Below are 26,769 nucleotides of genomic sequence, written 5' to 3' on the forward strand. Positions count from 1 at the left end.
CGGATCATGCGCAGATGTCGTAGCGGCCCATCTTGATCGCTGAGACGAAGCTGGACCACTGCTGCGAGCTGATGGTGAAGTAGCCCGCGGAACGGTTTTTCGTGTCGCGCACTCTGGCGCAACCGGCGACTCCGCCGACCTCAACGCAGTTGTTCCCGCCGCTGTAGCTCGACGTGCGCCAGTGTCCTGCTGAGTGTTGAGTCAGCATGACTTCTCCTTGCCTCCTAAAATTTCTGCGATGAGTTCAGCCGACTCGATCGCATTCATTGCTACTTCGCAGAGCATGTCGGCGGCGTTTCGGTAGCGGCCGACCGCTCTCACGTCGGTGATGGTCGTGGAGGTGTCGTAATGTTCGAGCTGCACCACTGGTCTGGTATCAGCGAACTCGATCAGTGCCCAGGAACCGCTCATGGCCGGACCGGCCGGGCGATCGATCGGGAGAACTCGAATGTCGATGTGGTCCCGTGCGCCCCACCGTTGCAGTTCGTGGAGCTGTCCGGCCATTACCTCGGCTGGGCACGGCGGATAGCGCAATGCTGCCTCGCCTATGATCGCGATGAGCTGCTTCGGGGAGCTGCCGGTAAGGACGTGCTGACGCCCGACTCGAAGCTGCGCGCGCTGGTCGGCTTCGCTGCGGCCGGATGCTCCGAACTCGGCGATGATGTGTCGTGCGTAGTCATAGGTCTGCAGCAGTCCGGGAATCATCAGCGGTTCCACGTTGATGATTGTCGTAGCGGTTCGTTCGTAGTCGGTCAATGCCGCTAACTGTTTGTCCGTGCCGGGGGCAACCCAGTTCGGTTCGAGAGCGTCTCGTGCCAATTCGAGCATTCGCTCACGATCCGCGCCGTTGACTCCAAGGACGGCGAGTATCGTTGCCGTGTCAGTTTCGCTCGGCGTTAGCTTTCCGTTTTCCCAACGCGATACGTGCGAGCTGCTGCGATCGACCGACTCGGCGAGTTCCCGAGTGGTCATGCCGCTGCGTTGGCGTGCTTGTCGGAGCTCGGCGCCGAGAGCACGCGCTCGCGGTGTGTCTGCGCTGCTGACCATGCGCCACATCGTATGTCGTCACCGAGCTATCCAAGGTCGTCACTCGAAGGTGGATCTTGCTCAACGATCAGCATGCAGCAATCCTTGATGCATGCATCAAGTGAGGTTGCAGGGTGCGAACAGCATCTCGTTAGGACGTTGATCAGAGGTGGCACATGGATGAGCAAGCTCCTGTCTCCGCCGACTACCCAAGGCGCGTCCGCTACCGCGCGGGCCTGGTGGGGGAGAGGCAGCGCGTCGTGCACATCGCGATGCCGTTGGCGTGCGGGGATTTTCTGGCGTTGTGCGAGTTGCGGTTGCCTGCCGCGGAGGCCGAGGAGGTCTCCGACCTGCTGGGGATGCCGTGCATGGTGTGCACGCGGGTGTTGGCGCTGCGATCACAGGAACGGCCTGAGCGGGAATGGCCGCAGCTCGAAGCGGGGTGATCGCGTGGGTCAGCTCCGAGTGGTCCTCGACCTGGCACGCCGTGGCGCGCGATGCGATCGGCCCGGTGCTGGTCGGCATCTGCGGCCACCCGATTTCCGGGCGCGTGCACCGGTTGCTCGACCGGCCCGTGTCCGATGACGAGCAGCGCACGACGTGCGCGTCCTGCGTCGCGCTGATCGCCGAACTCTGATCCTCCCGGAATAGCCCCGAAACCCGGTCCGCCGCCGCAAGCCTCCCCTGCGGTGGGCCGCGCCCCGCCGGTCCCGCTCGTGCCTCCCCCGACCACGAGTGACCGGCGGGGCATCCAGCCGGCGTCCGAACTCCCTCCCCGGGCGCCGACCGGCCGGGCGGTGCGAACACTCCCGCACCGCCCGGCCACCGCTGATTCGAGGCGGGCCGAAGATGTGTCCGAGATCTCACACCGGAGCCGTATTGCTCGTGCAACGAGGCCGTAACAAGGTGTAGTTAGCTCGCCTAAGTAAAAGCTTGCGGAGAGGTGGCCTCATGTGCGGCATCACGGGTTGGGTGTCCTACCAGCGGGACATGACAGCTCAGGACCGGATTCTGCGAGAGATGACCGAGACCATGTCCTGCCGCGGACCGGATGATCAGGGCGTCTGGACCGCGCACCACGCCGCGCTGGGACACCGGCGGCTCGCGGTGATCGACCTGCCTGGCGGCACCCAGCCGATGCAGGTCGACACTCCGGACGGGCCGGTCGCGATGGTCTACTCCGGAGAGGCTTACAACTACACCGAACTGCGCGCCGAGCTGCGCCAGCGCGGGCACCGGTTCGACACCGACTCGGACACCGAAGTAGTGCTGCGCGGCTACGTCGAGTGGGGCGAAGCGGTGGCCGACCGGCTCAACGGGATGTACGCGTTCGCGATCTGGGACTCCCGGACCGAAAAGCTCGTGATGATCCGCGACCGGATGGGCATCAAGCCGTTCTACTACTACGAGACCGACGACGGCGTGCTGTTCGGCTCCGAGCCGAAGGCGATCCTGGCCAACCCGCTGGCCGAGGCCGTGGTGGGCTCGGACGGGATGCGGGAGATCTTCGCATCGGCCAAGACTCCCGGATTCGCCATCTGGGAAGGGATGCGCGAGCTGCAGCCCGGGCACCTGGCCGTGGTCGACCGCAACGGGCTGCGCGAGCGGTGCTACTGGCGGCTGGAGGTCTCCGAGCACACCGACGACGAGCAGGCCACCGCCGCGCACGTGCGCGAGCTGCTCGACGACATCATCGGCAGGCAGCTGGTCGCCGACGTGCCGCGCTGCGCGTTGCTCTCCGGCGGGCTGGACTCCTCGGCGATGACCGCGCTGGCCGCCCAGCAGCTCGGTGCGAAGGGCGAGACCGTGCGCAGCTTCGCGGTCGACTTCCCCGAGCAGGCCGAGAACTTCCAGGCCATCGAGGTGGCCCCCACGCAGGACACGCCGTACGTGCACGCGGTCGCCGAACACGTCGCCAGCGACCACTCCGACATCATGCTCGACGGGGCGTCGCTGGCCGACCCGGCCGTGCGGCGGGCAGCGGTGGCCTCCCGGGATTTCCCCGTCGGCATGGGAGATCGGGACAACTCGCTGTACCTGCTGTTCCGGGCGATCCGGGAGCAGTCGACGGTGGCGCTGTCCGGCGAGTCGGCCGACGAGATCTTCGGCGGCTACCCCTGGTTCCACAACGACCGGCAGCGCTACGCCGACACGTTCCCGTGGCTGGTCGATTCGCCGCTGTTCTCGATGGAGGTGCTCGACGAGCAGACCCGGCGCAAACTCGACCTGCCCGCCTACATCGCCGATCACTACCGGTCCGCGCTGCGCGAGGCCCCGCTCAAGGACTCCGAAACCGGACTGGAAAAGCGCATGCGGCAGGTCTGCTACCTGCACCTGACCCGCATGGTGCAGACGCTGCTCGACCGCAAGGACCGGCTGAGCATGGCCGTCGGGCTGGAAGTGCGGGTGCCGTTCTGCGACCACCGCCTCGTGCAGTACGTGTTCAACACGCCGTGGTCGTTGAAGACCTTCGACGGGCGGGAGAAGAGCATCCTGCGGGCGGCCACCCGCGACGTGCTGCCCGCCTCGGTCGCCGACCGCAAGAAGAGCGGCTACCCCGGCAGCTTCGACCCGAACTACCTCGCGGCGATCCAGTCGCAGGCCCGCGAGCTGTTCTCGGCCAACCACGAAGTCCTGGAGTTCTTCGACCGCGACTCGCTCAAGACCGCCACCGAGACCACCGGTGATGCGGTCACGACCGCGCAGCGCAACGGAATCGAACGAGCCCTGGACATCGCGGCCTGGTACGACCTGCGCAAGCCGACGCTGAAGCTGGACTGACGAGCTGCTGCTCTCGCCGGTGATGGGCCCCTTCGCCTCGCAAGATCGAGCGAAGGGGCCCATCACTCGCACTACGACCCGGGTCGGAGCGGGAGGCGCCAGTGCCGCCCTGGCAGGCGCACCGAGTGCGCGCCGTCCGCGGCGATCGTCAGCTCGTACTGGTCCGGTGCGGGTTTTCCGGCGTCCTGCCACCACGAATACGCCGTGTCGGCCTCGTCCCAGAGCCGCCGCGGACCCAGCTGGTGCACCGTCCACGGATGTTCTCCGCGCACCATGGTGACCCGCGCCCAGGAATGCGACCGGATGTCGTGCAGCTCGATCAGCCGGTGAGCGTCGTCGGTGTCCTCCACGGTGAGGTAGCAGTCCGGCACCCGGAGGCCGATGGTGAACGAAGCCGCGGAGAAATCCACCATCTCGAACAACTCCAGCGGTTCGCGTGCGGTGCTGCTGCGTTCGGCATCGTCGAGCTCGTCCGCCGCCGGGTCGAGGAATCCGCGGCGCTGCCCGCGCATCCGCATGAAAGCGAGGCGCTGCCCGAAACTCCCGGAAGCCGAACCGTCCGCGTGCACTTCCAGCGCGGTCAGCGCGTCTTCGCCGTAGTCGGTGCCCCACGGCGCAAGAATCCGCCCGCCCGGGCGGGATTGCTCGATCCACGTGCGCGCGATCGCGCGGACCGAGGCGGTTGCGAGCACGCGGTCGTACGGGGCACCGGGCGGGTATCCCGCCGCCCCATCGGCCGTGATCACCAGCGGTGCTTGGCCGGAGGCCGCCAGCGCGCGCCGGGCGTTGTCCGCGACGACCGGGTCGATCTCGACCGAGACCACCTGCCCGGTTCCGCCGACCCGTTCGCAGAGCAAAGCCGCGTTCCAGCCGGTTCCGGTGCCGATTTCCAGCACTCGGTGCCCTGGACGCACGTCCAGTGCGTCGAGCATGTCCGCGACCAGCGACGGCTGGCTGCACGAACTGCTCGGGACGCGGGTGCGGTCGTGCGGCTGCCCGTCGTCGGGCTGCCCGTCGTCCAGTTGCGTGGTGATCGGCTGGTCGGCGGCCACCATCCCGTGCCACCGCGCGGGGTCGGAATCCCTGCTGATCCTGGTGAACTCGTCGGTCTCCGGCTCGTAGTCCCAGATCACCGCGGGGATGAAGGCGGCACGCGGCACCGCGAGCCGCTCGCGCCAATCCGGCACCGCTGCCTACTTCTTCTCGCCGCCGGGGCGTTCGTGCTTGTTGCCGTCGTCGTCGCTTTGCCAGGTCTCCCACTTGTCCGGTTGCGGTTTTCCCTGCCCGTCCCGGTCGGAGTCTCGTTTGCCCATTCGTCGCCTCCTGGTTTTCGGTCCTTTCCTGGTTGTATCGGATCGAAACCGGGTAGGTTTATCCGCCGATCGGCGGTCTTTTCCGCAGGAAATTTGCTAGCGGAAAATGGATCGCGCAATTTCCGGAAAGTTGATTCGGCCGCCCGCGGTGGCGCGAGCGCGGCGAGGGGCTGCGCCCCGCGCACCCGAGTGCGCGACGATGGGCGCATGAACGACCGCGACGAGCAAGACGGACCCGGCTTCGAAGAAGGACCGAACACGGTGTGCTTCGGCTGCGCCGGGTTCCGCAAGCTGAGCGAGCCGCGGCTCTACCTGATCCAGGCGACCACCGACACCCAGACCGGCATGACGATGGGCGAGTGGCGGACCTGCCCGCACTGCAACGGCGCGGGCAAGCTGCCCGGTGTCCGGCCGCCGGTGTGACGGCTGCGTTCAGCTGAACGCGGACTCACCATTGGTCTCCGGGGAAGGAGGCCGCGATGGAGCAATGGCCGAGCCTGCGGGTCGCCGACTGGGCGGAAACGCGGGAAACGCTGCACATGTGGACGCAGATCGTCGGCAAGGTCCGGTTGGCGCACGCACCGCTGGTGAACCACTGGTGGCAGGTGGCGTTGTACGTGACCCCGCGCGGGCTGACCACCTCGGCGGTGCCCTCCGAAACCGGCGTGTTCGACGCCGAGTTCGACTTCTGCGAGCACGTGCTGCGCATCCGCTCGTCCACCGGGGACGAGCGGCGGGTCGGGCTGGAACCGAAACCGGTGGCGCTGTTCTACGAGGAGACGATGGCCGGGCTGGACGCGCTGGGCCTGCACACCTCGATCCAGGCGGTGCCCAACGAGATCGAAGAAGCCGTGCCGTTCGCCGAGGACACCCTGCACGCCTCCTACGATCCCGCTGCCGCGCACCTGTGGTGGCGCCAGCTGGTGGCCGCGCACCGCGTGCTGAGCCGGTTCCGCGCCGAATTCACCGGCAAGGTCAGCCCGGTGCACTTCTTCTGGGGCGCGATGGACCTCGCGGTGACCCGGTTCTCCGGGCGCCCGGCGCCGCGGCATCCGGGCGGGGCGCCGAACTGCCCGGACCGGGTCATGGTGGAGGGGTACTCGCACGAGCTCAGCAGCTGCGGCTTCTGGCCCGGCGGTGCGGGCGAGGGCTTGTTCTACGCCTACGCCTACCCGGAACCGGCCGGTTTCCAGGATCATCCGGTGCAGCCGGGCGAAGCCGCTTACCACCCGGAACTCGGCGAGTTCGTACTGCCCTACGACGCGGTGCGCACTGCCGAAGACCCGGACGGCACGCTGCTGCGGTTCCTGCGGACCAGCTACGAAGCCGCTGCCGAGAACGGCGGCTGGGACCGGCGGGCGTTGGAGGACCAACCGACGCAGCGCGCCTACACCGCCCGGACTCCTGCGTGAGCGGTGGAGATCAGGCCCGCTGCAACGCCTGCGTGATCATCGGCGTCAACCGCTGCAGCGCGAACGGGATGCTGGTGACCGTCGCCGACCCGAGCGCCATCGTCACGTCGTAGTCGTCCAGCAGCAGCAGCGAACCGCGCTTGGCCGCTGGCAGGTTGTTCAGCAGCGGATCGGCCCGCACCGTCGCCACGTCGGACGGTTTGGCGGTGGTCACGATGACCACGTCCGCGTCCAGCAGCGACACCTGCTCCTTGCTGACCTTCACGTTGAACTTGCCGCCGTCGTCCAGGTCGTCGATCGAGGGGGCCAGCTTCAGGCCGAGCTGCTCGAGCAGCGCGGTCCGCGCGTCCTGCTTGGTGTAGGCGGCGTAGGTGCCCGCGGAGTCGGTGCGCACCGTCACGTGCGTGCGGCCCTCGAACTGCGGGTTGGCCTGCCGGGTGCGGTCGATGCGGGTTTGGGTGTCCGCGATCAGCCTGTCCGCCTCGGCCTTCTTGCCCAGCGCGCGGCCCATCGTCTCGGCCTGCACCCGCCAGTTCACGCCGTAGTCGATCGAGCCGGGCGGCTGCGCCACGACCGGGGCGAACGCGGAGAGCCGGTTGTACTGGTCCTGCGTGAGCGCGCTCTGCAGCCCGACGATCACCTCCGGCGCCAGCGCGATGACCTGCTCCACGTCGACCTCGCTGCCCAGCAGCTTCGGGTGCTGCCCGCGCAGCATCGGCTCCACCCACGGGCCGACGCCGGACTGCCACGGTCCCCACTGGGTCAGCCCGGCGGGCACCACGCCCAGCGGCAGCGCCGCGTCGTGGTCGGTGATGCCCAGCGTGACGATGTTGCCGGGCGCGGCGGGAACCTCCGCGGTGCCGAACTTGTTGGGGATCCGCGCCGCCGGTGCCGCTCGGCCGGCGGGGGAACCACCGGCGCAGGCGGACAGTCCGGCGGCGGCGAGGCCGGTGGCACCGGCGAGGAACGCACGGCGGCCGAACCGGGCGTGCGGGGTTCGGGCAGAGGTCATCGCGCTTCCCTCCAAGTCGACAAGGAAGGCTAACCTAACAAATGAGCGGATCTCTGCGCTGTGACTTGTGCGTCGTTTTCGCGCCGGGCGCTCAGGAATCCGGGGATTCCGGGGCTTCCGGAGAACCGGGGAGTTCGAGCGCGCGGCGGGCCCGCGCCGTGGCACGGGACGGCTGAACGCTGTCCAACTCCGCATTGATCGTGGCGCCGAGCAGCACCGCGAACGCGGTGACGTAGAGCCACAGCAGCACGCCCATCGGAGCCGCCAGCGCGCCGTAGACCGGGGAGTGCTCGATGGTCACGTCCAGGTAGATCCGCAGCCCGAAACTGCCCCCCAGCCACACCAGCAACGCCAGCGCGGCCCCCGGCACGTGCTCCAGCCAAGGCGTGCGCAGCGGGACGGACAGCACGTACAGCGTGCTCAGCGACGCGATCGAACCGACCACGATCAGCGGCCAGTACAGCGCGTACACCACGACCGCGGCCTGCGGGAACCACCCGGCGATCACCGACGGCCCCACCGCCAGCAGCGGCAGCAGCACGATCCCGCCGAACAGCGCGGCCGTGTACAGCCCCACCGACATCAGCCGCTGCCGCACCAGATTGCGCTGCCCGCCGAGCCCGTAGACCACCGAGATCGTGTCGATGTAGACGTTCAGCGCCGCCGAACCGGACCACAGCGCCAGCACGAACCCGAGCGAGATGATCCCGGCCCGCCCGGTGCTGAGCACCTCGTCCAGCACCGGCTGCATCATCTGGTCGATGGCCTGCTGGGACAGCACCGCGGACGCGCCGTGCACCAGCGAGTTCCGCACCGCCGCGACGGTGCCACCACCGAGCACGCCCGCCAGGTAGCCGAGCGTGCCGACCAGCCCCAGCAGCACCGGCGGCAGCGAGATGAGGGTGAAGAACGCGGCCTCCCCGGCCAGTCCGGTGAGCCGGTGCCGGGAGCTGGCGGCCACCGTCTTCTTGGTGAGCCGCCACAGCCCCCGCAGGTGCCGGTTGCGCGGCTGACCGTGCCGGATGCGGTCGAGGATCGTCGGCTGCTGTCCCAACACGGTTGCCCCTTCTCGGCTCGGGCGGCGCCGGTGCGTCGCGAGTCGTGCGGAGTCCGATACCCGCTGGCCGACCAGTGTTACGGCATAGTGCAGTGGATCACCCGGCCGGGGTAAGGAGTTGGTCCGGTCGGCCCGGTCGCCGCGGTCGGATCTCAGTGAACGGACTGTTCGCCCCAGTGGTTCGGACGAACGGTCCGTTCACTCCAGGAGGACCGGATAGCGTGGGGGCTCCGGCACAGCAGTCCCAGGAGAACCAGTGCAGAACTTCCTCACCGGTGCCCGCACGCTCGGCACCGGCTTCCGCGTGCTCCTGCGTTCGCCGAAGCTGCTGGTGATCGGCGCGATCCCGGCGCTGATCAGCGCGGTGCTGCTGGTCGGCGCGCTGGGTTCGCTGGTGTACTTCAGCGGTGATCTGGTCGGCTGGATGACCCCGTTCGCGGACGGCTGGGCCGAAGGTCTGCGCCGGGCGGTGCGGGTGCTGCTCGGCGTGGTGCTCGTCGGCGCCGCCGCGCTGCTGGCCTCGATCACGTTCATCGCGCTAACGCTGCTGATCGGCGGCCCGTTCTACGAGTACATCGCCGAACGCACCGAGCAGCGGCTCGGGCTGGACGACCGCGCCGACGGGGCGGGGTTCGCCAGGCAACTCGGCCGCGGCATCCGGGATTCGGTCAAGCTCGTGGCGGTGGCCGCCCTCGGCGCGGTCGTGCTGTTCGGGTTCGGGTTCGTGCCGGTGCTCGGACAGACCGTGATCCCGGTGCTGGGCGCGATGTTCGGTGCCTGGATGGTGGCGCTGGAGATGGTGGGGCTGGTGTTCCAGCGGCGCGGGCGCACGCTGCGCGATCGGCACCGGTCGCTGTGGGCGAACAAGGCGGCGACCCTCGGGTTCGGGCTGCCCGCCTACCTGCTGTGCCTGATCCCGGTGCTGCAGCTGGTGGTGATCCCGTCCGCCGTGGTCGGCGGCACGCTGCTGGCGCACCGGTTCGAGGACGGCGTGGAGACCGTCTAACAGTTTGCGTAGCGGATCGGGTGGCGGAACCTCATCGGCTCCGCCGCTGACAGGACCCGCGGACCGCGGCGCGCGGTACCGGCGGGTGTCCACTGCTCCATGCGCCGGAACGCGGCGTGCCCGGAACGCGGGCACGGACGCCTAGGGTGCGGGAATGACCGCTGACGCTGAACCCACCGCACCGGACGACTCCTACCTGCGCGCGGTCGCCGAGGCGACCGAACGCGCGGTGGCCTCGGCCGAGCCGATCCGCTCCGAGTTCGACGGCGCGCCCGAGCCGTTGCGCGCCCGCGCGGAGAGCCGCATCGGCGAACTGGCCGAGCCGCTGCTGGAGCTCAGCCACGACCTGCACGCCCACCCCGAGGAGGGCTTCGGCGAGCACCGCGCGGTGGCGGGCGTGGCGGAGCTGTTGCGCGCACAGGGCTTCGACGTGCAGGTCGGAGCCGGCGGCCTGGAAACCGCGCTGGTCGCGCGCGGCGGCGGGGACGGACCGCACGTGGCGGTGCTGGCCGAGTACGACGCGCTGCCCGGCATCGGGCACGCCTGCGGGCACAACATCATCTGCACCTCGGCGACCGGCGGTTTCCTCGGTGCGGCGGCCGCGCTGGAGCAGACCAGGGGGCGGCTGAGCCTGTTCGGCACGCCCGCCGAGGAAGGCGGCGGCGGCAAGGAGATCCTCGCCCGCGCGGGCCTGTTCGACGACGTCGACGCGGTGCTGATGCTGCACCCGTTCTCGCACGACATCGCCGCGCACCCGTTCCTCGGCCGCAGGCAGCTGGACGTGACCTTCCACGGCATCGCCGCGCACGCCTCCGCACAGCCGTTCATGGGCCGCAACGCGCTGGACGCGGTCGTGGCGACTTACCAAGGCGTGGCCGCGCTGCGCCAGCACATGCCGTCCGGAGACCGGGTGCACGGGATCATCACCGACGGCGGGGCGCGCCCGAACGTGGTGCCGGAGCGGGCCGCCGCCCAGTTCTACGTGCGCTCGGCCGACGCCGGTTCGCTGCGGGACGTGGCGGGGCGCATCGAAGCGATCGCGCGCGGTGCCGCGGAGATGACCGGCTGCGGAGTGGAACTGCTCTGGGACCGGCAGGTGCCGTACCTGCCGATCCGGCACAACCAGGCGCTGTCCGCGCGGTGGGCGCAGCACCAGGGGCGGCGCGGCCGCAACGCGCTGCCGCGCGGGGTGGTGCCGGAGTACCTGACCGGCTCCACCGACCTGGGCAACCTGAGCTTCCGGATGCCCGCGATGCATCCGATGATCGGTCTCGAAGACCCGGGACTTTCGCTGCACACCGCCCGGTTCGCCACTGCCGCGGGCTCGGCGGCGGGGGATCGGGCGGTCCTCGACGGCGCGGTCGGGCTGGCGCTGACCGCGCTGGACTACCTCGCGGACGACCGCCTGCGCAGCGCCGTGCACGCGGAGTTCGAGTCCGCGGGCGGCTCCGTGGACGTCCCGGCCTTCTTCGACTGAGGCCGCAGCGCGCCGGCCCGGAGTGATGGACTCCGTCGCCCAGCTCGGCCCCGGAACGGTGCGTGTGGTGGCCGCGCGGAACCTCCGCGGGCGCTGCGTAGGATCGGCGCGGCCCCGAACCCCGACCAGGTGTGTCTACTGTGGACGAATTAGTACAGCGCTGGACCGCGCAACTGCTGGACTCCGGCAGCGCGCTGACCCTCCTGCTCGGTCTGGTGGCGCTCGGCCTGATCAGCAACCACGGCACGTGGCGGCTGCTGCGCAACGTGGTCACCATCGCCCATGAAGGCGGGCACGCCGTGGTCGCGCTGCTCAGCGGCCGAACCCTCAACGGCATCCGGCTGCACTCCGACACCTCTGGGCTGACGCTGTCCACCGGCAGGCCCAGCGGCCCCGGCATGGTGTTCACCCTGTTCGCCGGCTACCCGGCGGTGTCGCTGCTCGGCCTGGGCGGTGCGGCCATGGTCGGGTTCGACCTGGCCCGCCAAGCGCTGTGGGTGGCGATCGGGCTGCTGGTGATCATGCTGCTGGCCATCCGCAACGCCTACGGGGTGCTGTCGGTGGTGCTCACCGGCGGCGCGCTGTTCGCGGTGTCCTGGTTCGCCGCGCCCGCATGGCAGGCGGTGTGCTGCGTGCTGGTGAGCTGGTTCCTGCTGCTCGGCGGACTGCGCCCGATCGCTGAGCTGCGCGGCAAGCGCAATCGCGGCAGGGCGCCCAGCTCGGACGCCGACCAGCTCGCCCGGCTGACCCGCGTCCCCGCCGGGGCGTGGCTCGGCGTTTGGTTCCTGATCGGCATCGCCGCGTTGGTGATCGGCGGCCGCTGGCTGTTGCTGATCCCGCAGCTCTGAGGGGCCCGTCCAGGAAGGTTTGCGCGGCGGTGCCGGTTGCTTGCGCGGTCGGCTGCTCAGCGGCGGCGCCGAGACGAGCGAAGCCACCTGGCCCGCAGCCCCGCCACCTGCGCGAACAAGCCCAGCAGCACCGAGGAGTCCATTGTGGTCAACTCGGCTCTTGCTCCGCGTGGTAGGCGTGCCGCAGCATTTCAGCGTGACGAACGACGTTGTTGACGTTCCCGGAGCCGGCCCGGTGCACCGCATCGGCTTCGGCGCCATGCAACTGGCCGGGCCGGGCGTGTTTGGGCCGCCCGGCGACCGGGACCGCGCCGCGCGGGTGCTGCGCCGAGCCGCGGAACTGGGCATCGACCACATCGACACCTCGGACTTCTACGGGCCGTGGGTGGTCAACGAGCTGATCGCGGAAGTGCTGCGGCCCTACCCGCAGAACCTGCTGCTGGCCACCAAGATCGGCGCGTACCGGGACCACCGCGGCGGCTGGCCGCCACTGGTGCACCCGGACGCGCTGCGGGCGCAGGTGCACGACAACCTCCGCCGCCTGCACCTGGAGGCGCTGGACCTGGTCTACCTGCGGCACAGCGCCGAACAGCCAGGCATCCCGTGGGAGGACCAGGTCGGCGCGCTGGCCGAACTACGCGAAGCGGGCCTGGTGCGCAGCATCGGGCTGTCCAACGTCGACCTCGCGCAGTTCGAGCAGGCACGGGCGATCGCGCCGATCTCGGCGGTGCAGAACTCCTACAACGTGGTCGACCGCGCCGCCGCGGACCTGCTGGACCGGACCGCGGCGCTCGGGGTTCCGTTCGTGCCGTTCTTCCCGCTGGGCTCGGCGTTCCAGCCGAACAGCCGCGCGCTCGGCGATCAGGTGGTGCGCGGCGTGGCCGAGCGGCTCGGGGTGGTACCCGCCCAGGTGTCGCTGGCTTGGCTGCTGCACCGCGCGCCGAACACGCTGCTGATCCCCGGCACGTCCTCGATCGAACACCTGGAGAGCAACTGCGCGGCCGATCAGGTGAAGCTGGGTGAGGCGGACGTGCAGGAGCTGGACGATCTGGTCGCTGAGGGCACGACGGCCGAGCGGCCCCTGTGATCATCTCCCGGCCATCCGGGGCATGATGATCACGAACGTGGCACGGCCGATCCGGCATTCGGGCGAGGTCGACTTCGCGCCGCGAGCTGGACGTCACCCAGTAGTCTGGCCGACACGTCGGCGATGTTCGGGGTGGCGATGTTCGAGGCGGGAACGCTCCGCCTCGGCCGGTGCGCGATCAGCCGGCAGGTGGTCGATGGACGGGTGAGCTGAGCATGGGAGATCCGACCCCGGTGCGCGGGACCGCGGCCGAGCCGGCCGTGCGCCCGGACAGCACCGGCTGGCGCAGGACCTTCACGCTGCGGTGGGCCAAGCGCCTGGTGGACACCTCGGACATCGCGCTGCCCCCGGACGAGCTGCAGCGGCAGCTGTCCGAACTCGTCGACGTGCTCGCCGAAGCGCTGCAAGACCCCGGCAAGGTCGAAGCAGCCGGCCATGCCGTCGGCGAACGGCTGGTGGACCTGCACGCCACCGGCGAAGGCGCGTTGCCGCGCACGCTCGAACTCATCCGGGACTACGTGGTCGGCGAGTCCAGCGTCGGCGCGGTGGGCCACCTGATGCACTTGCTCACCGCGATCACCGCGGGTTTCGCCACGGCCGAACGCGAACGCTCGGTGGCGCGCGAGGAGTTCACCACCCGGGCGCTGCTGCACTCGAAGCTGCGCGCCGACCGGGAACGCGACGCCAGCGACGAGCGGTTCCGCGAAGTGTTCACCAGCACCCCGGTCGGCGTGGCGATCTGCTCGCTGGACGGCCGGTTCGTCGAGGTGAACCCGGCGCTGGCGGAAACCCTCGGGCATCGCGAATCCGATCTGCTCTCGATGACGATCCACGACCTGTTCCACCCGGAGGAGGCCGCCTACCTCACCGCCGCCTACGCCGAACTCGCCGAGGGCGGACCGGCGCAACGGCTGCGCGAGCGGCGCAGGCTGCTGCGCGCCGACGGGGAGCAGGCTTGGACGTACCTGGCGGTGTCGCTGCTGCGCGACGCCGAGGACGAACCGAAGCACTTCGTCACGATGGTCGAGGACATCAGCGAACTGCACCTGCTGCAGGAGCGGTTCCAGTACCAGGCGCTGCACGACGCGATGACCGGCCTGGCGAACCGGCAGTTCTTCCGCACCCGGCTGGAAGCCGCGCTCGGCAACCTCGCGCCGGACGACGTGCTCACCCTCTACCACCTGGGCCTGGACGGGTTCGAGCTGATCAACGACGGGCTCGGCTACGAGGTCGGCGACAGCATCATCCGCGCGGTCGCGCGCCGCCTGGAACAACTGGTGGAAGGCGAACAGGCGCTGGTGGCCCGGTTCGGCGGCACCGAGTTCGCCATCCTGGTCGCGGAATCCCCGCGCACCGCGCAGATCCCGGAGTTCGCCGCACTGATCAACGAGGAGCTCTCCGAGCCGATCTACATCGGCGAGCACGGCATCGCCACCTCGGCCAGCATCGGCGTGGTGCGCCGCAGCGTCGCCGACGGCGACCCGACGAGCATGATCTGGGAGGCCGACGTCGCGCTGCGCCGCGCCGAGATCGCCGGCAAGCGGCAGTGGGCGCTGTTCGACCCGGACGTGGCCCCGGACGAGCGCACCGAGGCGAAGCTGGCCGCGATCATGCCTGGCGCGCTGGAACTGGGCGGGTTCGACGTGCGCTACCGCCCGGTCGCCGATACCGGCAGCGGTGCGCTGGTGTCGGTCGAGGCGCAGCTGGCTTGGCAGCCGGACGGGCACGAACCGCTGGAGCACGCCGAGATCCTGCGGCTCGCGGAAGGTTCCGGGGTCACGCTCGAACTGCGGGACTGGATGCTGCGCTGCGTGTGGGAGCAGCTCGCGGAGTGGAGCCGCGCCGGGCACGACACCTGCGTGCTGATCGAGCTGAGCACGAACCAGTCGCGGGACCCCGACCTGGTGGCGCTGGTGCGCGGCGTGCTCGGAGCCGGTGACGAGCTGGACGCGAGCTGGCTGCACCTGTGCATGCCGACCGACGCGGTGATGAACTCGCCGGAGGAGATCCGCGAGAACATCCGGGTGCTGCGGTCGATGGGCGTGCGCACGATGCTGCACTCGTTCCGCGGCGCACCGCAGGAACTCCGGGTGCTGCGGGAACTTCCGGTGCGGGGTGTGCGGCTCGCGGTGGAACTGGTGGAGCTGGTGAACGGGCGCTGCGCCGACGACGAGCCGGAGGTGCGCGCGGTGCGCCAGCTCGTTGGGCTGCTGCGGGACAGCGACGTGCGGGTGTGCGTGGGCGATGTGCACGACGAGGAGCAGGCGCGGTGGTGGCAGCAGCTCGGCTGCGACTTCGCCGTCGGCCCGCGCTACGGAGAAGCGCTGACCGCGGGCGAATTCGCCGCAGTGCTGGAAACGTTCGGCCCGCCCCAGGCGCCGCACACCGGCTCCGACGGGGAGTGAACGCCGCCGCGTTCCGGAAGGAGTTCGCCGCAGGCGCACATGAGCGGACCGCCGGCCGGGGAGCCGGCTGCCCGCGTCATCTGTCCACTTCGGACTAGCCGGCGTGGACCGGTTGGGTCTGCGGGTTGAACTCCTCGAACCGGACCTGCTCGGCGGGGTCGGTGCGCGGATCGCGGATCTTCAGCACGTCCAGCCCTTCCTGGATGCCGCTGGAGTAGATGTGCCCGTTGTAGTAGTACGCCGACCAGGAACCGGCCGTTTGCAGCTCGCCCGGGTCGAACGGCGGGCGGTCGAAGTGCGCGATCTCGTGCGGTCGCGCGGAATCGGTGAAGTCCCACACCGAAACACCGCCCTGGTACCACGCCTGCACCATGATGTCGCGACCCGGAACCGGGATCAGCGAACCGTTGTGCGCCACGCAGTTCTCCGTGTCGGCCTGCGCCCGCGGCAGCTTGTAGAAGCTGCGGAACTCCAGTTGCGCGTCCGGCCCGGAGCCCACGATGTCGTAGACGCCGTCCGCGCCGCGGTGCGGTCCGGTGGCCGGGTTGCAGGTCGCGGCCGCGCCGCCGCCGAGTTCGTCGGTGAACACGACCTTCGTGCCCGCATTGTTGAAAGTGGCGCTGTGCCAGAACGCGAAGTTCTCGTCGTCGCGGACCCGTTCGGTGACCTTCGGTGCCGCCCGGTCGGAGATGTCCAGCAGCACTCCGTCACCCATGCAGGCTCCGGCGGCCAGGTCCTTGTCCGGGAACACCGTGATGTCGTGGCACCCCGTGGTTTCGCTGATGCCGCCCTCGGCGCCCGGGTTGCCGCCGTCCGGGAACAGCACCGGTGCGTCGACGAGCGCGGGATGCGCCGGGTCGTCCAGCGGGACCTCGACGATGGAGATCTTGTCGTGCGGCGGCTTGCACTGCGGGAACTCCGGCGCCGGGCCGTAGGAGGAGATGTAGAGGAACACCGACTCCCCGGCCTTGTCCGGCACCAGGGTGTGCGTGTGCGAGCCGCAGTCGGTCGGGATCGCGGAGACGTAGCGCGGCTCGGCCGGGTCGCTGACGTCGAAGACCTTCATGCCTTCCCAGCCGTTCGGGTCGGCGGCGTCGGTCTCCTCGCTGCTGCAGGTGTCGTTGCTGCGCGGGTAGTCGGTGGAGACGAACAGCAGGTTCCCGGAAATGGACACGTCGCCCTGGCCGCCGGGGCAGGAGACCTGCGAAACGATCTGCGGCCGCTGCGGCTCGGAGACGTCGTAGACGACGAGCCCGTCGTAGTTGCCGACGAAGGCGTGGTCCCCCTGGAACGCGATGTCCGTGCCGTAGGCGTCGATGTTGTCGAACGGCGGCTGCTTCGGAAGATTCGCCAAGTGCGCGATGTTCGGGCTGTGGTCCGGATCGGCGGGCTGTGCCCGCGAAGCCGCTGCGGTGTTCTGCTCGGGGTGCTCGCTCGGCGGAGTCGCCGACGACGGCGCCGCGAACAGGACGCCGAGCAGCAGCGGCACGGCGGCGGCCAGTGAGCCGAGCGCGCGGAACCGGCGGCCGGTCGGTTGCTTGGAGCTCAACACCATCACCCCACTTCCTCGATCAGCGGCTACCCCTCGCCGCATTCGATCAGTATGTTCGGAATCCGCGGTTCGACCAATAGGCCGGGCGGATGTCTTCAGGGGGACGCGGTGTCCGATCGTCGCGCGGTGTTCGCCGCCTTCCTGCTGCTGACCGGGGTGGTGAGCGGCTGTTCGGCGCAGCAGCCGGAAACTTCCTCGGCCTCGCCGCCAGTGGTGCTGCCCGGTGCGCCTGGAGATGAACCGCGCGTCGTGCGCTCGGTCGAGGCCCGCGCGGATGACGGGCCGATGGCCGCGGAAGTCTCCTACGCCGGTTCGATGATCGAGCACCACCGGCAGGCGGTGCGGATGACCGAACTCGCCGCGACGCGGGCCGCGGACCCGCGGGTGCGCGCGCTGGCCGAACGCATCGGCGCCGCGCAGCCCGCGGAAATCGGTGCGATGCAAGGGTGGCTGAGCACGCACGGCGCTGGCGGGCACGGGAATCACGCGGCACACGGCGGAATGCCCGGCATGGCCACTCCGGAGCAGTTGCGGGAACTCGCGGATTCGCGCGGCGCCGACTTCGACGAGCTGTTCCTGCGGCTGATGGCCACGCACCACGAGGGCGCGCTGCGGATGGCCACCGACCTGCTCACCACCGGCCACGACGAGCAGCTGCACGAGATGGCGCAGGACGTCCTGGCCACCCAGACCGACGAGATCGCCGCGATGCGGCGGCTGCTGGACGGGCACTGATCCGCACCCCGCCCCGCCCGCGCGAGCGCGATGCCACATCATCGGGTGATGGCCGTGGACGACACCCCCAGCGAAGAAGCCGACGAGATTTTCGGCGAGTGGATGCGGCAGAACCTGGACCGCGCCGCCGAGCACTTCGAGGTGGCGGTGGTCGGCGAGCCGGTGTTCGGCTGGCGGCTGCGCTCCATCAGCGCGGCCGTGCGCAGCACCTCAGGTCCGAGGTGGCTGCGCGTCGTGTCCGAGCAGGTCGAATGGGCCGACGGGGACTGGTGGACCGGCAACGCCGACTCGAACGCGATCACCGGCGTGCGCAAGCCCAAGGTGCTCGGCCTCGTGCAATGGGACGTCGAGCAGGCGCGGCGGCAACGCGGTGAGCTGATGACGTTCGTGCCCGGGCAGCGGTGCTCGGACACCGATGTGCTGCGCGCCGAACTGGACCTGCCCGCCGAGTGGTGGGAGCAGTTGCGCGGCACCATCGACGCGGTCCGCGAGGTGGCGACCGAGCGGATGCGCGACGACGAACCGGCGATGCGGCGGGCCGTGCACGACGCGCTCGGCATCGACCTGCGCATCGAGCACTGGGAAACCGTGCACGGCGACCTGCACTGGGCGAACCTGCTGCGGCCGCGGTTCGGGCTGCTGGACTGGGAGCTGTGGGGGCGCGGCCCGGCGGGCACGGACGCGGCTTCGCTGTACTGCTACAGTCTGCTCACGCCGGGCACCGCCGCGCAGGTCTGGGAAACCTTCGCCGACGTGCTGGAGGCTCCGCACGGCCGCACCGCGCTGCGCTACGCGGCGGCGCGCATCCTGCACCGCGTCGACATGGGCGATCACCCGGATCTCGCCGAACCGCTGCGCGAACTCGTCGCGAACCTGCCGGAGTGACGCGCCGGCTCGCGTCTCGCCGACTCGCCCCGCCCCCGGCGATCCGAGTGAACGACCTGTTCGCCCGGCTAGATTGGGCGAACGGGCCGTTCACTCCTGGAGGAACGGGGTCAAGCCGGGGCGTCGAGGGCGGCGCGGACCATCGCCAAGGCTTCCGCGGGCGGGATGCCCAAAGCGTGCACGGTGCGGGCGTACTCGGCGGCGGCTTCGGCGGCGCGCCTGCTGCTGCGGTCACCGGTGGAGCTGACGAACGTGCCCGCGCGGCCGCGGGTCTCGATCAGCCCGGCCTGCTCCAGCTCGCGGTACGCCTTGGCCGCGGTGTTCGCCGCGATGCCCAGATCCGCGGCCAGCGCCCGCACGGTCGGGAGCTTGCCGCCGACCGGCAGCGCACCCGAGTTGATCCGCTCGGCGATCCCGGAACGCACCTGCTCGAACGGCGCAACCCCGGAATCCGGTTCCACGCTCAGGTCCAACATGGAGCCATTGTGGCAACAAGTCCGTCGAACCGGTCGCACCGCGGCAACGCGCGCGCCGGTGCGGCTCAACCGGCGAGTTCGTGCGGGACTCCGAGCTCGTCGTAGAGCTGCGCGGCCAGCCCGCGCTGCTCGCGGGCCTGCACGGGACGCCCGGTGGTGTCCCAGATGTCGGCGAGCCGCTCGCGGTCCAGCGCCTCGCCGTAGCTGTACTCCACGTCCCGGTGCAGCTGCAGCGCCAGCTCCAAGTGCTCGACGGCTTCCCCGGTGCGGCCGGTGGCGCCGAGCACCAGGCCGATCTCGCTCAGGCAGCTGCCCTCGAGGCGGCGGTCGCCGTGCGAGCGGCGGATCTCGATGGTCCGTTGCAGGTGCCGGATCGCCTCGTCGTACTGGTGCAGGCGGTGCTCGGCCTTGGCCAGCGCGCTCAACGTGGTCGCCTCGCCCCACTCGTCACCCAGCTCGACGTGCATGCTCAGCGAGCGTTCCAGCGCCTCGTTCGCCTCCTCGTCGCGCCCCAGCGCGTAGTACGCGCCGCCGAGGTCGCGCAACGCCCACGCCTGCGCCCACTCCGGGCCGGACCGCTGCCACAGCGGCACCGCGCGCTGCAGTTCCGCCAGCGCCACCTGGTGCTGCTGCAGCGTGCTGCGCGGGATGGAGTCACTGGTCAGCAGCCACGCCTCGGCCAGCTCATCGCCGAGCGCGGCGGCCGAGGCCAGCCCGATGCGATGCGATTCCAGCCAGTAGGCCACCGGCCTGCGGGCCAGCATGAAGGCGAACATCGCCACCGGCAGCTGCCAGGCGAAAACGTGCTCGCCGCGGTCCGCGGCCTGCCGGACCGCGGCCAGCAGGTTCGCGCGTTCGGCGTCGTAGAAGTGCAAAGCCGTCGGCCGATCGGTGAATTCCGGCACCGATCCCGGGGAATCCGGCAGCTGCATCGGGAGGCGGGTGAAGCTCGGCTCGGCCTTCCAGGACGCGCCGATCGTCGCGTGCAGGTACCAGGACAGCAGGCGGCGGACGGCCGCGTCGCGTTCCTCGGCGCTCTCGTCGTACTGCGCGCATTCCGCGGCGTAGAGGCCGACGAGGTCGTGGAAGCGGTAGCGCTGCGGCTGGTGCTCGTCGAGCAGGTGAGCACCGGTCAGGGATTCCAGCAGCCTGCGGGACTTGGGTCGGGAGATGTTGGCCAGCGCGGCTGCGGCGTCCAACCCGATGTCGGCGCCCTCGGCGAGACCGAGCAGCCGGAACAGCCGTGCCGCCTCCGGCGCGAGCGAACGGTACGACCAGGAGAAAACCGCGCGCACAGTGGTGAATTCGTCCTCGTCGATGGCCAGCGCGTCGAGCCGTTCTCGTTCGTCGGCCAGTTCCGCGACGAGATCGGCGATCCGCAGCTGTGCGCCGGCCACCAGCCGTTCGGCGGCGATGCGCAGCGCCAGCGGCAGGTATCCGCAGTAGTGGGCGAGCTCGGCGGTCGCGTCCGGCTCGGCGTCGACCCGGTCGGCTCCGGCGGTCCTGCGCAGCAGCTCGACCGCGCGGTCCGGGGGCAGCACGTCCAGCGACATCCGGCCGGCTCCTTCCCTGGTCGTCAGGCTCGTCAAGTGGCTGCGGCTGGTGACCAGCACCCGGCAGTCCGGAGAACCGGGCAGCAACGGGCGGATCTGCTCGGCGGCGGCAGCGTTGTCGAGCACGATCAGCATACGGCGACCGTGCAGCATGGTCCGGTACATCGTGGCCTTCGCGGCCGCGTCGACGGGTAATCGTTCGCTCGGCACGCCCAGCGCGCGCAGCACCTCGTCGAGCGCCTCGTCCGCGTCGCGCCTGCGGTTGACGTGGTAGCCGCGCAAGTCCACGTAGAGGTCGCCGTCGGGGAAGCTGTCCCGCACCCGGTGCGCCCAGAACGCGGCCAGCGAGGTCTTGCCGACGCCTCCGGAACCGACGATCAACCAGGTCGGTGCGGCGGAGTCGGACGGTTCGGCCAGCCAGGAGTCCAGCGCGGTCAGGCTCGCCTCGCGGTCGGTGAAGTGCGTGACGCGCTGCGGAAGTTGCCGCGGCACCGGGACTTCCGGCTGGTGCAGGTGCACACCGCCGTAGATGTGCTGCGCCTGCACCACGTTGCGCGCATTCCCGGAGAAGACGTTCGAGGCCCCGTCGCCCATGCCGACCCCCAACCGAAAGGCAGCGAACACCTCGCATGATCGCCCTCCGCCGCGGACCGCCGGCGCGGAACTTCCCGGAATTTCCGGAAAAACGACCGTACGGGCCAATGCCGCCACCCGAACGTCCGCACCCGGCCGGACGAATCCCGCCGGGGCCGGAGATCTTGCGCGAGGGACGCAGTGTGCAGCGGGAGGCTGCAACCGGAACAGCGAACGCCGGGACGGATTCAACTCCGCGCAGTGGTGGGTTTCGCCGCGCGCGGGCGGGCGGCCGGGGGAATCGTCATTCGCGGTCGAAGGCTTGCAGGAGTTGCTGGGCCGCCAGGCTCGCGGTGAGATCGCCCCGGCTGACGCGGGTTTCGACATCTTCGACGATGGCTCGGACGCCGGGATGGGCGGTGAGCTCGGCCATCAGCTGGTCGCGCACCAGCGACCACGTCCACTCGACCTGCTGGCGGCTGCGCTTCTGCGCCAGCTCGCCGGTTTCGGCGAGCGTGGCGCGGTGCTGCTCGACCTGCTCCCACAGCGAATCCAGCCCCGCCGCGGTCAGTCCGCTGCAGGTCAGCACCGGTGGTTTCCACGAGGCGCTGACCGGGGTGAGCAGCCGCAGCGCGCTGCGCAGCTCGCGCGCCGCCTTCCGCGCGTCCGTCTCATGTGGACCGTCGGCCTTGTTCACCGCGACCAGGTCGGCGAGTTCCAGCACGCCCTTCTTGATGCCCTGCAACTGGTCGCCGGTGCGGGCCAGGGTCAGCAGCAGGAAGCAGTCCACCATCCCGGCCACGGTCACCTCGGATTGCCCGACGCCGACCGTTTCCACCAGCACCACGTCGAAGCCCGCGGCTTCCATCAGCACGATCGTCTCGCGGGTGGCGCGCGCGACCCCGCCGAGCGTTCCGGCCGAGGGGGAGGGGCGCACGAACGCGGCCGGATCCGCCGCCAGCGTCCCCATCCGGGTCTTGTCGCCGAGGATGCTGCCGCCGCTGCGGGTGGACGACGGGTCGACCGCGAGCACCGCGACCCGGTGCCCGGCCGCGGTCAGCGACGTCCCCAGCGATTCGATGAACGTCGACTTGCCGACGCCGGGCACCCCGGTGATCCCCACCCGGTGCGCCCCGCCGCTGTGCGGCAGCAGCTGCACCAGCAATTCCTGCGCTTTGGCCCGGTGCGCCGGTTTGGTCGACTCGACCAGCGTGATCGCCTGCGCCAGTTTCGTGCGGGAACCTTCCAGCACGCCCTTGGCGTAATCCTCGACGTTGATCTCGCGCGGCATCACGGGTCCTTGCGGAATGGATCTGCTCAGTGGGTCGGGTAGCGAAACCTCAGTCGAGGTCGAGACGGGTCCGCAGGTCCGCCAGCACGCCGAGCGCGGCCTCGGCGATGACGGTGCCGGGCGGGAAGATCGCGTTCGCGCCCGCGTCGTGCAGCGCCTCGAAGTCCGCGGGCGGGATCACCCCGCCGACCACGATCATGATGTCTTCGCGGCCCACCTCGGCGAGTTCGTCGCGCAGGGCGGGCACCAGCGTCAGGTGCCCGGCCGCCAACGAGGACACCCCGACGATGTGCACATCGGACTCCGCGGCCTGGCGCGCCACCTCGGCCGGGGTCTGGAACAGCGGGCCCACGTCCACGTCGAAACCGAGGTCGGCGAAGGCGGTGGCGATCACCTTCTGACCGCGGTCGTGCCCGTCCTGGCCCATCTTCGCGACCAGCAGGCGCGGCCGCCGCCCCTCGGCCTCGGCGAACTCCTCGACGACTCCGCGGGCGCGTTCCAGCGACTCGGACGGACCGGACTCGTCCCGGTACACCCCGGAGATGGTGCGGATCTGGCCGGAGTGGCGGCCGAACACCTTCTCCATGGCCTCGGAGATCTCACCGACGGTGGCCTTCGCGCGGGCCGCGTCGACGGCGAGGGTGAGCAGGTTGTGGTCCAGGTCGTTCGGCCGCTCGTCGGACATCGCGGCTTCGGCCGCGCCGGTGAGCTTGCGCAACGCGTCCTCGCACGCGGCGTCGTCGCGTTCCTCGCGCAGCCTGCGCAGCTTGTCCAACTGCTCGGCGCGGACCTCGGCGTTGTCCACCTTGAGCACGTCGATCTGCTCGTCGCCGTCGAAGCGGTACTTGTTGATGCCGATCAGCGGCTGCCGCCCGGAGTCGATGCGCGCCTGGGTGCGCGCGGCCGCCTCCTCGACCCGCAGCTTCGGGATGCCCGCGTCGATGGCCTGGGCCATCCCGCCCGCGCCCTCGACCTCGGTGATGTGCGCCCACGCCCGGTCGGCGAGGTCCTGGGTCAACCGCTCGATGTAGTGGCTGCCGCCCCACGGGTCGACGACCCGGGTGGTGCCGGATTCCTGCTGCAGCACCAGCTGGGTGTTGCGCGCGATGCGCGCGGAGAAGTCCGTCGGCAGCGCCAGCGCCTCGTCGAGCGCGTTGGTGTGCAGGGACTGGGTGTGGCCCTGGGTGGCGGCCATCGCCTCCACGCAGGTGCGCGCGACGTTGTTGTAGACGTCCGCCGCGGTCAGCGACCAGCCGGAAGTCTGCGAATGGGTGCGCAGCGACAGCGATTTCGGGTTCTGCGCGCCGAATTCCTTGACCAGCTTCGCCCACAGCAGGCGGGCGGCGCGCAGCTTCGCGACCTCCATCGCGAAGTTCATCCCGATGCCCCAGAAGAACGACAGCCGGGGCGCGAACGCGTCGATGTCCAGGCCGGCCTGCTTGCCCGCGCGCAGGTACTCCACGCCGTCCGCGAGGGTGTAGGCCAGCTCCAGGTCGGCCGTGGCCCCGGCCTCCTGGATGTGGTAACCGGAGATGGAGATCGAATTGAACTTCGGCATCCGCTGCGAGGTGTAGGCGAAGATGTCCGAGATGATCCGCATCGACGGCTGCGGCGGGTAGATGTAGGTGTTGCGGACCATGAACTCCTTGAGGATGTCGTTCTGAATGGTCCCCGCGAGCTTTTCCGGCGGCACGCCCTGTTCTTCCGCGGCGACGATGTAGAGCGCCATCACCGGCAGCACCGCGCCGTTCATCGTCATCGACACGCTCATCCTGTCCAGCGGGATGCCGTCGAAGAGCTGGCGCATGTCGTAGATCGAGTCGATCGCCACCCCGGCCATGCCGACGTCACCGCCCACGCGCGGGTGATCGGAGTCGTAGCCGCGGTGGGTGGCCAGGTCGAACGCCACCGACAGCCCCTTCTGCCCGGCCGCGAGGTTGCGGCGGTAGAAGGCGTTCGACGCCGCCGCGGTGGAGAACCCGGCGTACTGGCGCACCGTCCACGGCTGGTTCACGTACATCGTCGGGTACGGCCCGCGCAGGAACGGCGCGATTCCCGGGTAGGTGCCCAGAAAATCCAGCTCGGCGGTGTCGGCCTCGGTGTAGAGCGGTTTGATGCCGATGCCCTCCGGCGCCTCCCACACCAGGGCGTCGGCCTCCTTGCCGGTGGCCGAGAGCACCGCGGAGTCCCAATCGCCGGAGTTCCCGTTCCCGGCAGGCCCGCCGGCAGCGGACGGCGCCTCGTCCCGCGGAATGTCCGCGAAGTTCGGGATGCTCATCACTCGACTCCCAACGTGCGGTGCGCGGTGCGCAGGACCTCGACCGCGTCGCAGCCGGTGTGCACGAAACCGTCCACATCGTCCGGTCGGTCCTTCGGTTTTCCGGCCAGCAGCACGGATTCGGCGCCGGCTTCCTGCAACGCCCTGGCCGTTTCGGTGGCGCGCTCGGCGTAGATCTGGTCCGCCGAGCACAGGCACACCACCGGGCTGGGCTGCTCGGCGTAAGCCCGCAGGACCTCCTGCGTGGATTCTGTGGGGCCTGCTTCGGGCGTCGCCAGCCCACCGGCGGCGAACAGGTTCCGGGCGAAACCGGAGCGTGCGTTGTAGGTCGCCAGCGGCCCGAGCGTGGCGAGGAAGACGGCGGGTCGCTCGCCGGTCCGCTCGGCCTGCGCGTCCGCGGCGTCGCGCAGCTGCTCGAAGTCCTGGGCGTAGCGCACCTTCGGCAGTCCGCCGGACGGTTCGGCCGGGACGGGCTCGCGATCCAGGGTTCGTTCGTCGAGGTTCGGGAACTCGCTGACGCCGGTGATCGGGTCGTCGCGGTGCGCCAGCGCGGTCCGGCGGCGCTGCCAGGTCGCCGACAGCCGATCGGCGACCATCCCGGAACGCAGCGCAGCGGGCAGTCCGCCGGCGCCTTCGATCTCGCGGAACCAGCCCCAGGCGGCGTCGGCCAGCTCGTCGGTCAGCGTCTCGACGTACCAGGACCCGCCCGCCGGATCGATCACCTGCGCCAGGTGCGACTCGTCCAGCAGCAGTGCCTGCGTGTTCCGGGCGACGCGGCGGGCGAACGGGTCCGGAAGCCCGATCGCGGCGTCGAACGGCCGCACCGTGATCGCCTGCGCCCCGCCGACGCCGGCGGCGAAGGTGGCGATCGTCGAACGCAGCATGTTCACCCACGGGTCGCGGCGGGTCAGCATCGCCGCGGAGGTCACTGCGTGCTGGCGCTGCGCCCGCGCGGACGCGGGCGCGCCGGACTGCCGGGCGACCTGCTCCCACAGCCGCCGCGCGGCACGCAGCTTCGCGATGCTGAGGAATTGGTCGGCGGTCGCGGCGTAGCGGAACTCCAGCAACCCGCAGGCGGTACCGACGTCCAGCCCCGCGCCGTCCGGTGGTGGCGCCGTCAGCCAGCGCAGATAGGTCACGCCCGCCGCCAGCGAGGCACCGAGTTCTTCGCCGTCCGAGCCGCCCGCCTCGTGGTACGGCTGAGCGTCCACGGTGATCGCCCGCATTCCCGGCAGCTCCGCGGCGCACTGCCGCGCCAGTTGCACGGCCTCCGCCGGCCCGGCCTCGCGGCCGGTGCGCGCCTCGACGCCGAGCGGGTCGGCACCGAGGTTGCCGCGCAGCGCGCTGGGCGCGACCTGCTGATCCGCGGCGATCTCCAGCAGCTTCGCCGCGGCCTGCGGGGCCTGCGCACCCGCGTCCAGCACCACCCCGATCATGTCCAGGTGCACGCCGTGCAGCGCGTCGGCGAGGTCGTCGACGGCGATCCCGCCCGCGCCGAGCCGCAGCGTCAGGGAGGTGGCCCCGCCGTTGAGGTCGGCGAGCACCTCCTGGTTCGTCCGTGCCGCATCCGGGTCCGCGTGCTCCTGCCGCACGTCCCAGCCCTCCGGCGCGGATCCCTCCGGGCTGCTGCCGCGCACGTAGGGCGCGAAGCCGGGCAGACCGGAGTCACCGGCCGCGGAGGCGTACAGCGGCCGCACGGTGATCTCGTCGTAGGTGGTGGAGTTCAGCAGTGCGGCGGGATCGTCCGGCGCGGGCTCGCCCTCGGCGATCCGGCCGGTGCGGCGCAGGATCTTCTCCACCTGCGCCTGCCATTCCTGGTAGGTGGGCTGCGGGAACTCACCGCCCAGGCGAAGCCCGGGGCGGGGGCTGCTCGGCGTTGAGAGCCGGTCTGAGGGCGCCATGGAGCCCGATGGTAGGACTCGCGCAGGCGGCGGAACGGGCGCTGACCTGTGACTCACGTCCCAAGATTCCTGCGCCGCCCGCACGGCTCCGGCATGCGCGC

23 protein-coding genes are annotated in these 26,769 nt (G+C 70.5%); 12 read left to right on the forward strand and 11 right to left on the reverse strand.

The window, feature by feature from the left end; translation table 11 throughout:
* Window positions 1–4: 4 nt before the first annotated feature.
* Both INP57_RS20370 and INP57_RS20375 read right to left on the reverse strand, forming a co-directional pair.
* Window positions 5–208, reverse strand: a complete 204-nt coding sequence (locus INP57_RS20370) for a DUF397 domain-containing protein (protein WP_200071886.1) — start codon at window positions 206–208, stop codon at window positions 5–7.
* A complete protein-coding gene (locus INP57_RS20375; protein WP_200071887.1) occupies window positions 202–1,047 on the reverse strand; it encodes a helix-turn-helix domain-containing protein in 846 nt (281 codons plus the stop codon). Before INP57_RS20375 ends, INP57_RS20370 begins: the two co-directional genes overlap by 7 nt.
* 155 nt (window positions 1,048–1,202) lie before the next feature.
* Between INP57_RS20375 and INP57_RS20380 the strand changes: the two genes are divergently transcribed.
* The 3 genes from INP57_RS20380 to asnB all read left to right on the forward strand — a co-directional run bounded on the left by INP57_RS20380 (window position 1,203) and on the right by asnB (window position 3,807).
* Window positions 1,203–1,472, forward strand: a complete 270-nt coding sequence (locus INP57_RS20380; protein ID WP_200071888.1) for a hypothetical protein — start codon at window positions 1,203–1,205, stop codon at window positions 1,470–1,472.
* Window positions 1,448–1,663, forward strand: coding sequence for a hypothetical protein (locus INP57_RS20385; protein ID WP_200071889.1), 216 nt, complete (start codon window positions 1,448–1,450; stop codon window positions 1,661–1,663). Before INP57_RS20380 ends, INP57_RS20385 begins: the two co-directional genes overlap by 25 nt.
* A 314-nt stretch (window positions 1,664–1,977) precedes the next feature.
* Complete coding sequence (asnB, locus tag INP57_RS20390) at window positions 1,978–3,807, forward strand: asparagine synthase (glutamine-hydrolyzing) (protein WP_200071890.1); 1,830 nt, start codon at window positions 1,978–1,980, stop codon at window positions 3,805–3,807.
* Between the two features lie 71 nt (window positions 3,808–3,878).
* On the opposite strand, the gene INP57_RS20395 is transcribed toward asnB, so the two are convergent.
* A complete protein-coding gene (locus INP57_RS20395; RefSeq protein ID WP_200071891.1) occupies window positions 3,879–4,994 on the reverse strand; it encodes a methyltransferase domain-containing protein in 1,116 nt (371 codons plus the stop codon).
* Between the two features lie 333 nt (window positions 4,995–5,327).
* Here INP57_RS20395 and INP57_RS20400 point away from each other — a divergent pair, with 333 nt between their 5' ends.
* Both INP57_RS20400 and INP57_RS20405 read left to right on the forward strand, forming a co-directional pair.
* Window positions 5,328–5,543 (forward strand): hypothetical protein, encoded by a 216-nt coding sequence (locus INP57_RS20400; RefSeq protein ID WP_200071892.1) that lies wholly within the window; start codon window positions 5,328–5,330, stop codon window positions 5,541–5,543.
* 56 nt (window positions 5,544–5,599) lie between these two features.
* Window positions 5,600–6,532 (forward strand): DUF5996 family protein, encoded by a 933-nt coding sequence (locus INP57_RS20405; RefSeq protein ID WP_200071893.1) that lies wholly within the window; start codon window positions 5,600–5,602, stop codon window positions 6,530–6,532.
* Window positions 6,533–6,542: 10 nt separating this feature from the next.
* On the opposite strand, the gene INP57_RS20410 is transcribed toward INP57_RS20405, so the two are convergent.
* Both INP57_RS20410 and INP57_RS20415 read right to left on the reverse strand, forming a co-directional pair.
* Window positions 6,543–7,544 (reverse strand): iron-siderophore ABC transporter substrate-binding protein, encoded by a 1,002-nt coding sequence (locus INP57_RS20410; protein ID WP_200071894.1) that lies wholly within the window; start codon window positions 7,542–7,544, stop codon window positions 6,543–6,545.
* A gap of 91 nt (window positions 7,545–7,635) precedes the next feature.
* Window positions 7,636–8,601, reverse strand: coding sequence for a YihY/virulence factor BrkB family protein (locus INP57_RS20415; RefSeq protein ID WP_295140811.1), 966 nt, complete (start codon window positions 8,599–8,601; stop codon window positions 7,636–7,638).
* Between the two features lie 256 nt (window positions 8,602–8,857).
* Between INP57_RS20415 and INP57_RS20420 the strand changes: the two genes are divergently transcribed.
* From INP57_RS20420 to INP57_RS20440, 5 genes are all read left to right on the forward strand, one after another.
* The gene (locus INP57_RS20420; RefSeq protein WP_200071895.1) at window positions 8,858–9,607 is read left to right on the forward strand and encodes an EI24 domain-containing protein; all 750 of its coding nucleotides are present in this window, start codon (window positions 8,858–8,860) and stop codon (window positions 9,605–9,607) included.
* 154 nt (window positions 9,608–9,761) lie between these two features.
* Window positions 9,762–11,084, forward strand: a complete 1,323-nt coding sequence (locus INP57_RS20425) for a M20 family metallopeptidase (RefSeq protein WP_200071896.1) — start codon at window positions 9,762–9,764, stop codon at window positions 11,082–11,084.
* Between the two features lie 140 nt (window positions 11,085–11,224).
* Window positions 11,225–11,932, forward strand: a complete 708-nt coding sequence (locus INP57_RS20430) for a M50 family metallopeptidase (RefSeq protein WP_200071897.1) — start codon at window positions 11,225–11,227, stop codon at window positions 11,930–11,932.
* A gap of 196 nt (window positions 11,933–12,128) precedes the next feature.
* Complete coding sequence (locus INP57_RS20435) at window positions 12,129–13,019, forward strand: oxidoreductase (protein WP_307850188.1); 891 nt, start codon at window positions 12,129–12,131, stop codon at window positions 13,017–13,019.
* Between the two features lie 215 nt (window positions 13,020–13,234).
* Complete coding sequence (locus INP57_RS20440) at window positions 13,235–15,424, forward strand: putative bifunctional diguanylate cyclase/phosphodiesterase (RefSeq protein WP_200071898.1); 2,190 nt, start codon at window positions 13,235–13,237, stop codon at window positions 15,422–15,424.
* Window positions 15,425–15,518: 94 nt separating this feature from the next.
* On the opposite strand, the gene INP57_RS20445 is transcribed toward INP57_RS20440, so the two are convergent.
* Complete coding sequence (locus tag INP57_RS20445) at window positions 15,519–16,973, reverse strand: LVIVD repeat-containing protein (RefSeq protein WP_233627965.1); 1,455 nt, start codon at window positions 16,971–16,973, stop codon at window positions 15,519–15,521.
* Window positions 16,974–17,084: 111 nt separating this feature from the next.
* Here INP57_RS20445 and INP57_RS20450 point away from each other — a divergent pair, with 111 nt between their 5' ends.
* The gene (locus INP57_RS20450; protein ID WP_307850189.1) at window positions 17,085–17,711 is read left to right on the forward strand and encodes a DUF305 domain-containing protein; all 627 of its coding nucleotides are present in this window, start codon (window positions 17,085–17,087) and stop codon (window positions 17,709–17,711) included.
* 48 nt (window positions 17,712–17,759) lie between these two features.
* Entirely contained in the window at window positions 17,760–18,596 is an 837-nt protein-coding gene (locus INP57_RS20455) for a phosphotransferase family protein (protein ID WP_200071901.1), read from the forward strand.
* Window positions 18,597–18,706: 110 nt separating this feature from the next.
* On the opposite strand, the gene INP57_RS20460 is transcribed toward INP57_RS20455, so the two are convergent.
* From INP57_RS20460 to INP57_RS20480, 5 genes are all read right to left on the reverse strand, one after another.
* Window positions 18,707–19,072, reverse strand: a complete 366-nt coding sequence (locus INP57_RS20460; protein ID WP_200071902.1) for a GntR family transcriptional regulator — start codon at window positions 19,070–19,072, stop codon at window positions 18,707–18,709.
* Between the two features lie 65 nt (window positions 19,073–19,137).
* Window positions 19,138–21,219 carry an ATP-binding protein gene (locus INP57_RS20465; protein WP_200071903.1) on the reverse strand — a complete coding sequence of 694 codons (2,082 nt, stop codon included), beginning with the start codon at window positions 21,217–21,219 and terminating at the stop codon, window positions 19,138–19,140.
* A gap of 283 nt (window positions 21,220–21,502) precedes the next feature.
* Window positions 21,503–22,489, reverse strand: coding sequence for a methylmalonyl Co-A mutase-associated GTPase MeaB (gene meaB, locus INP57_RS20470; RefSeq protein WP_200071904.1), 987 nt, complete (start codon window positions 22,487–22,489; stop codon window positions 21,503–21,505).
* Window positions 22,490–22,538: 49 nt separating this feature from the next.
* Window positions 22,539–24,767, reverse strand: a complete 2,229-nt coding sequence (gene scpA, locus INP57_RS20475; protein ID WP_200071905.1) for a methylmalonyl-CoA mutase — start codon at window positions 24,765–24,767, stop codon at window positions 22,539–22,541.
* Window positions 24,767–26,668 carry a methylmalonyl-CoA mutase family protein gene (locus tag INP57_RS20480; protein ID WP_200071906.1) on the reverse strand — a complete coding sequence of 634 codons (1,902 nt, stop codon included), beginning with the start codon at window positions 26,666–26,668 and terminating at the stop codon, window positions 24,767–24,769. Before INP57_RS20480 ends, scpA begins: the two co-directional genes overlap by 1 nt.
* Window positions 26,669–26,769 lie beyond the last annotated feature (101 nt).

It is taken from the genome of Saccharopolyspora galaxeae, from assembly GCF_016526145.1.
Classification (GTDB): domain Bacteria; phylum Actinomycetota; class Actinomycetes; order Mycobacteriales; family Pseudonocardiaceae; genus Saccharopolyspora_C; species Saccharopolyspora_C galaxeae.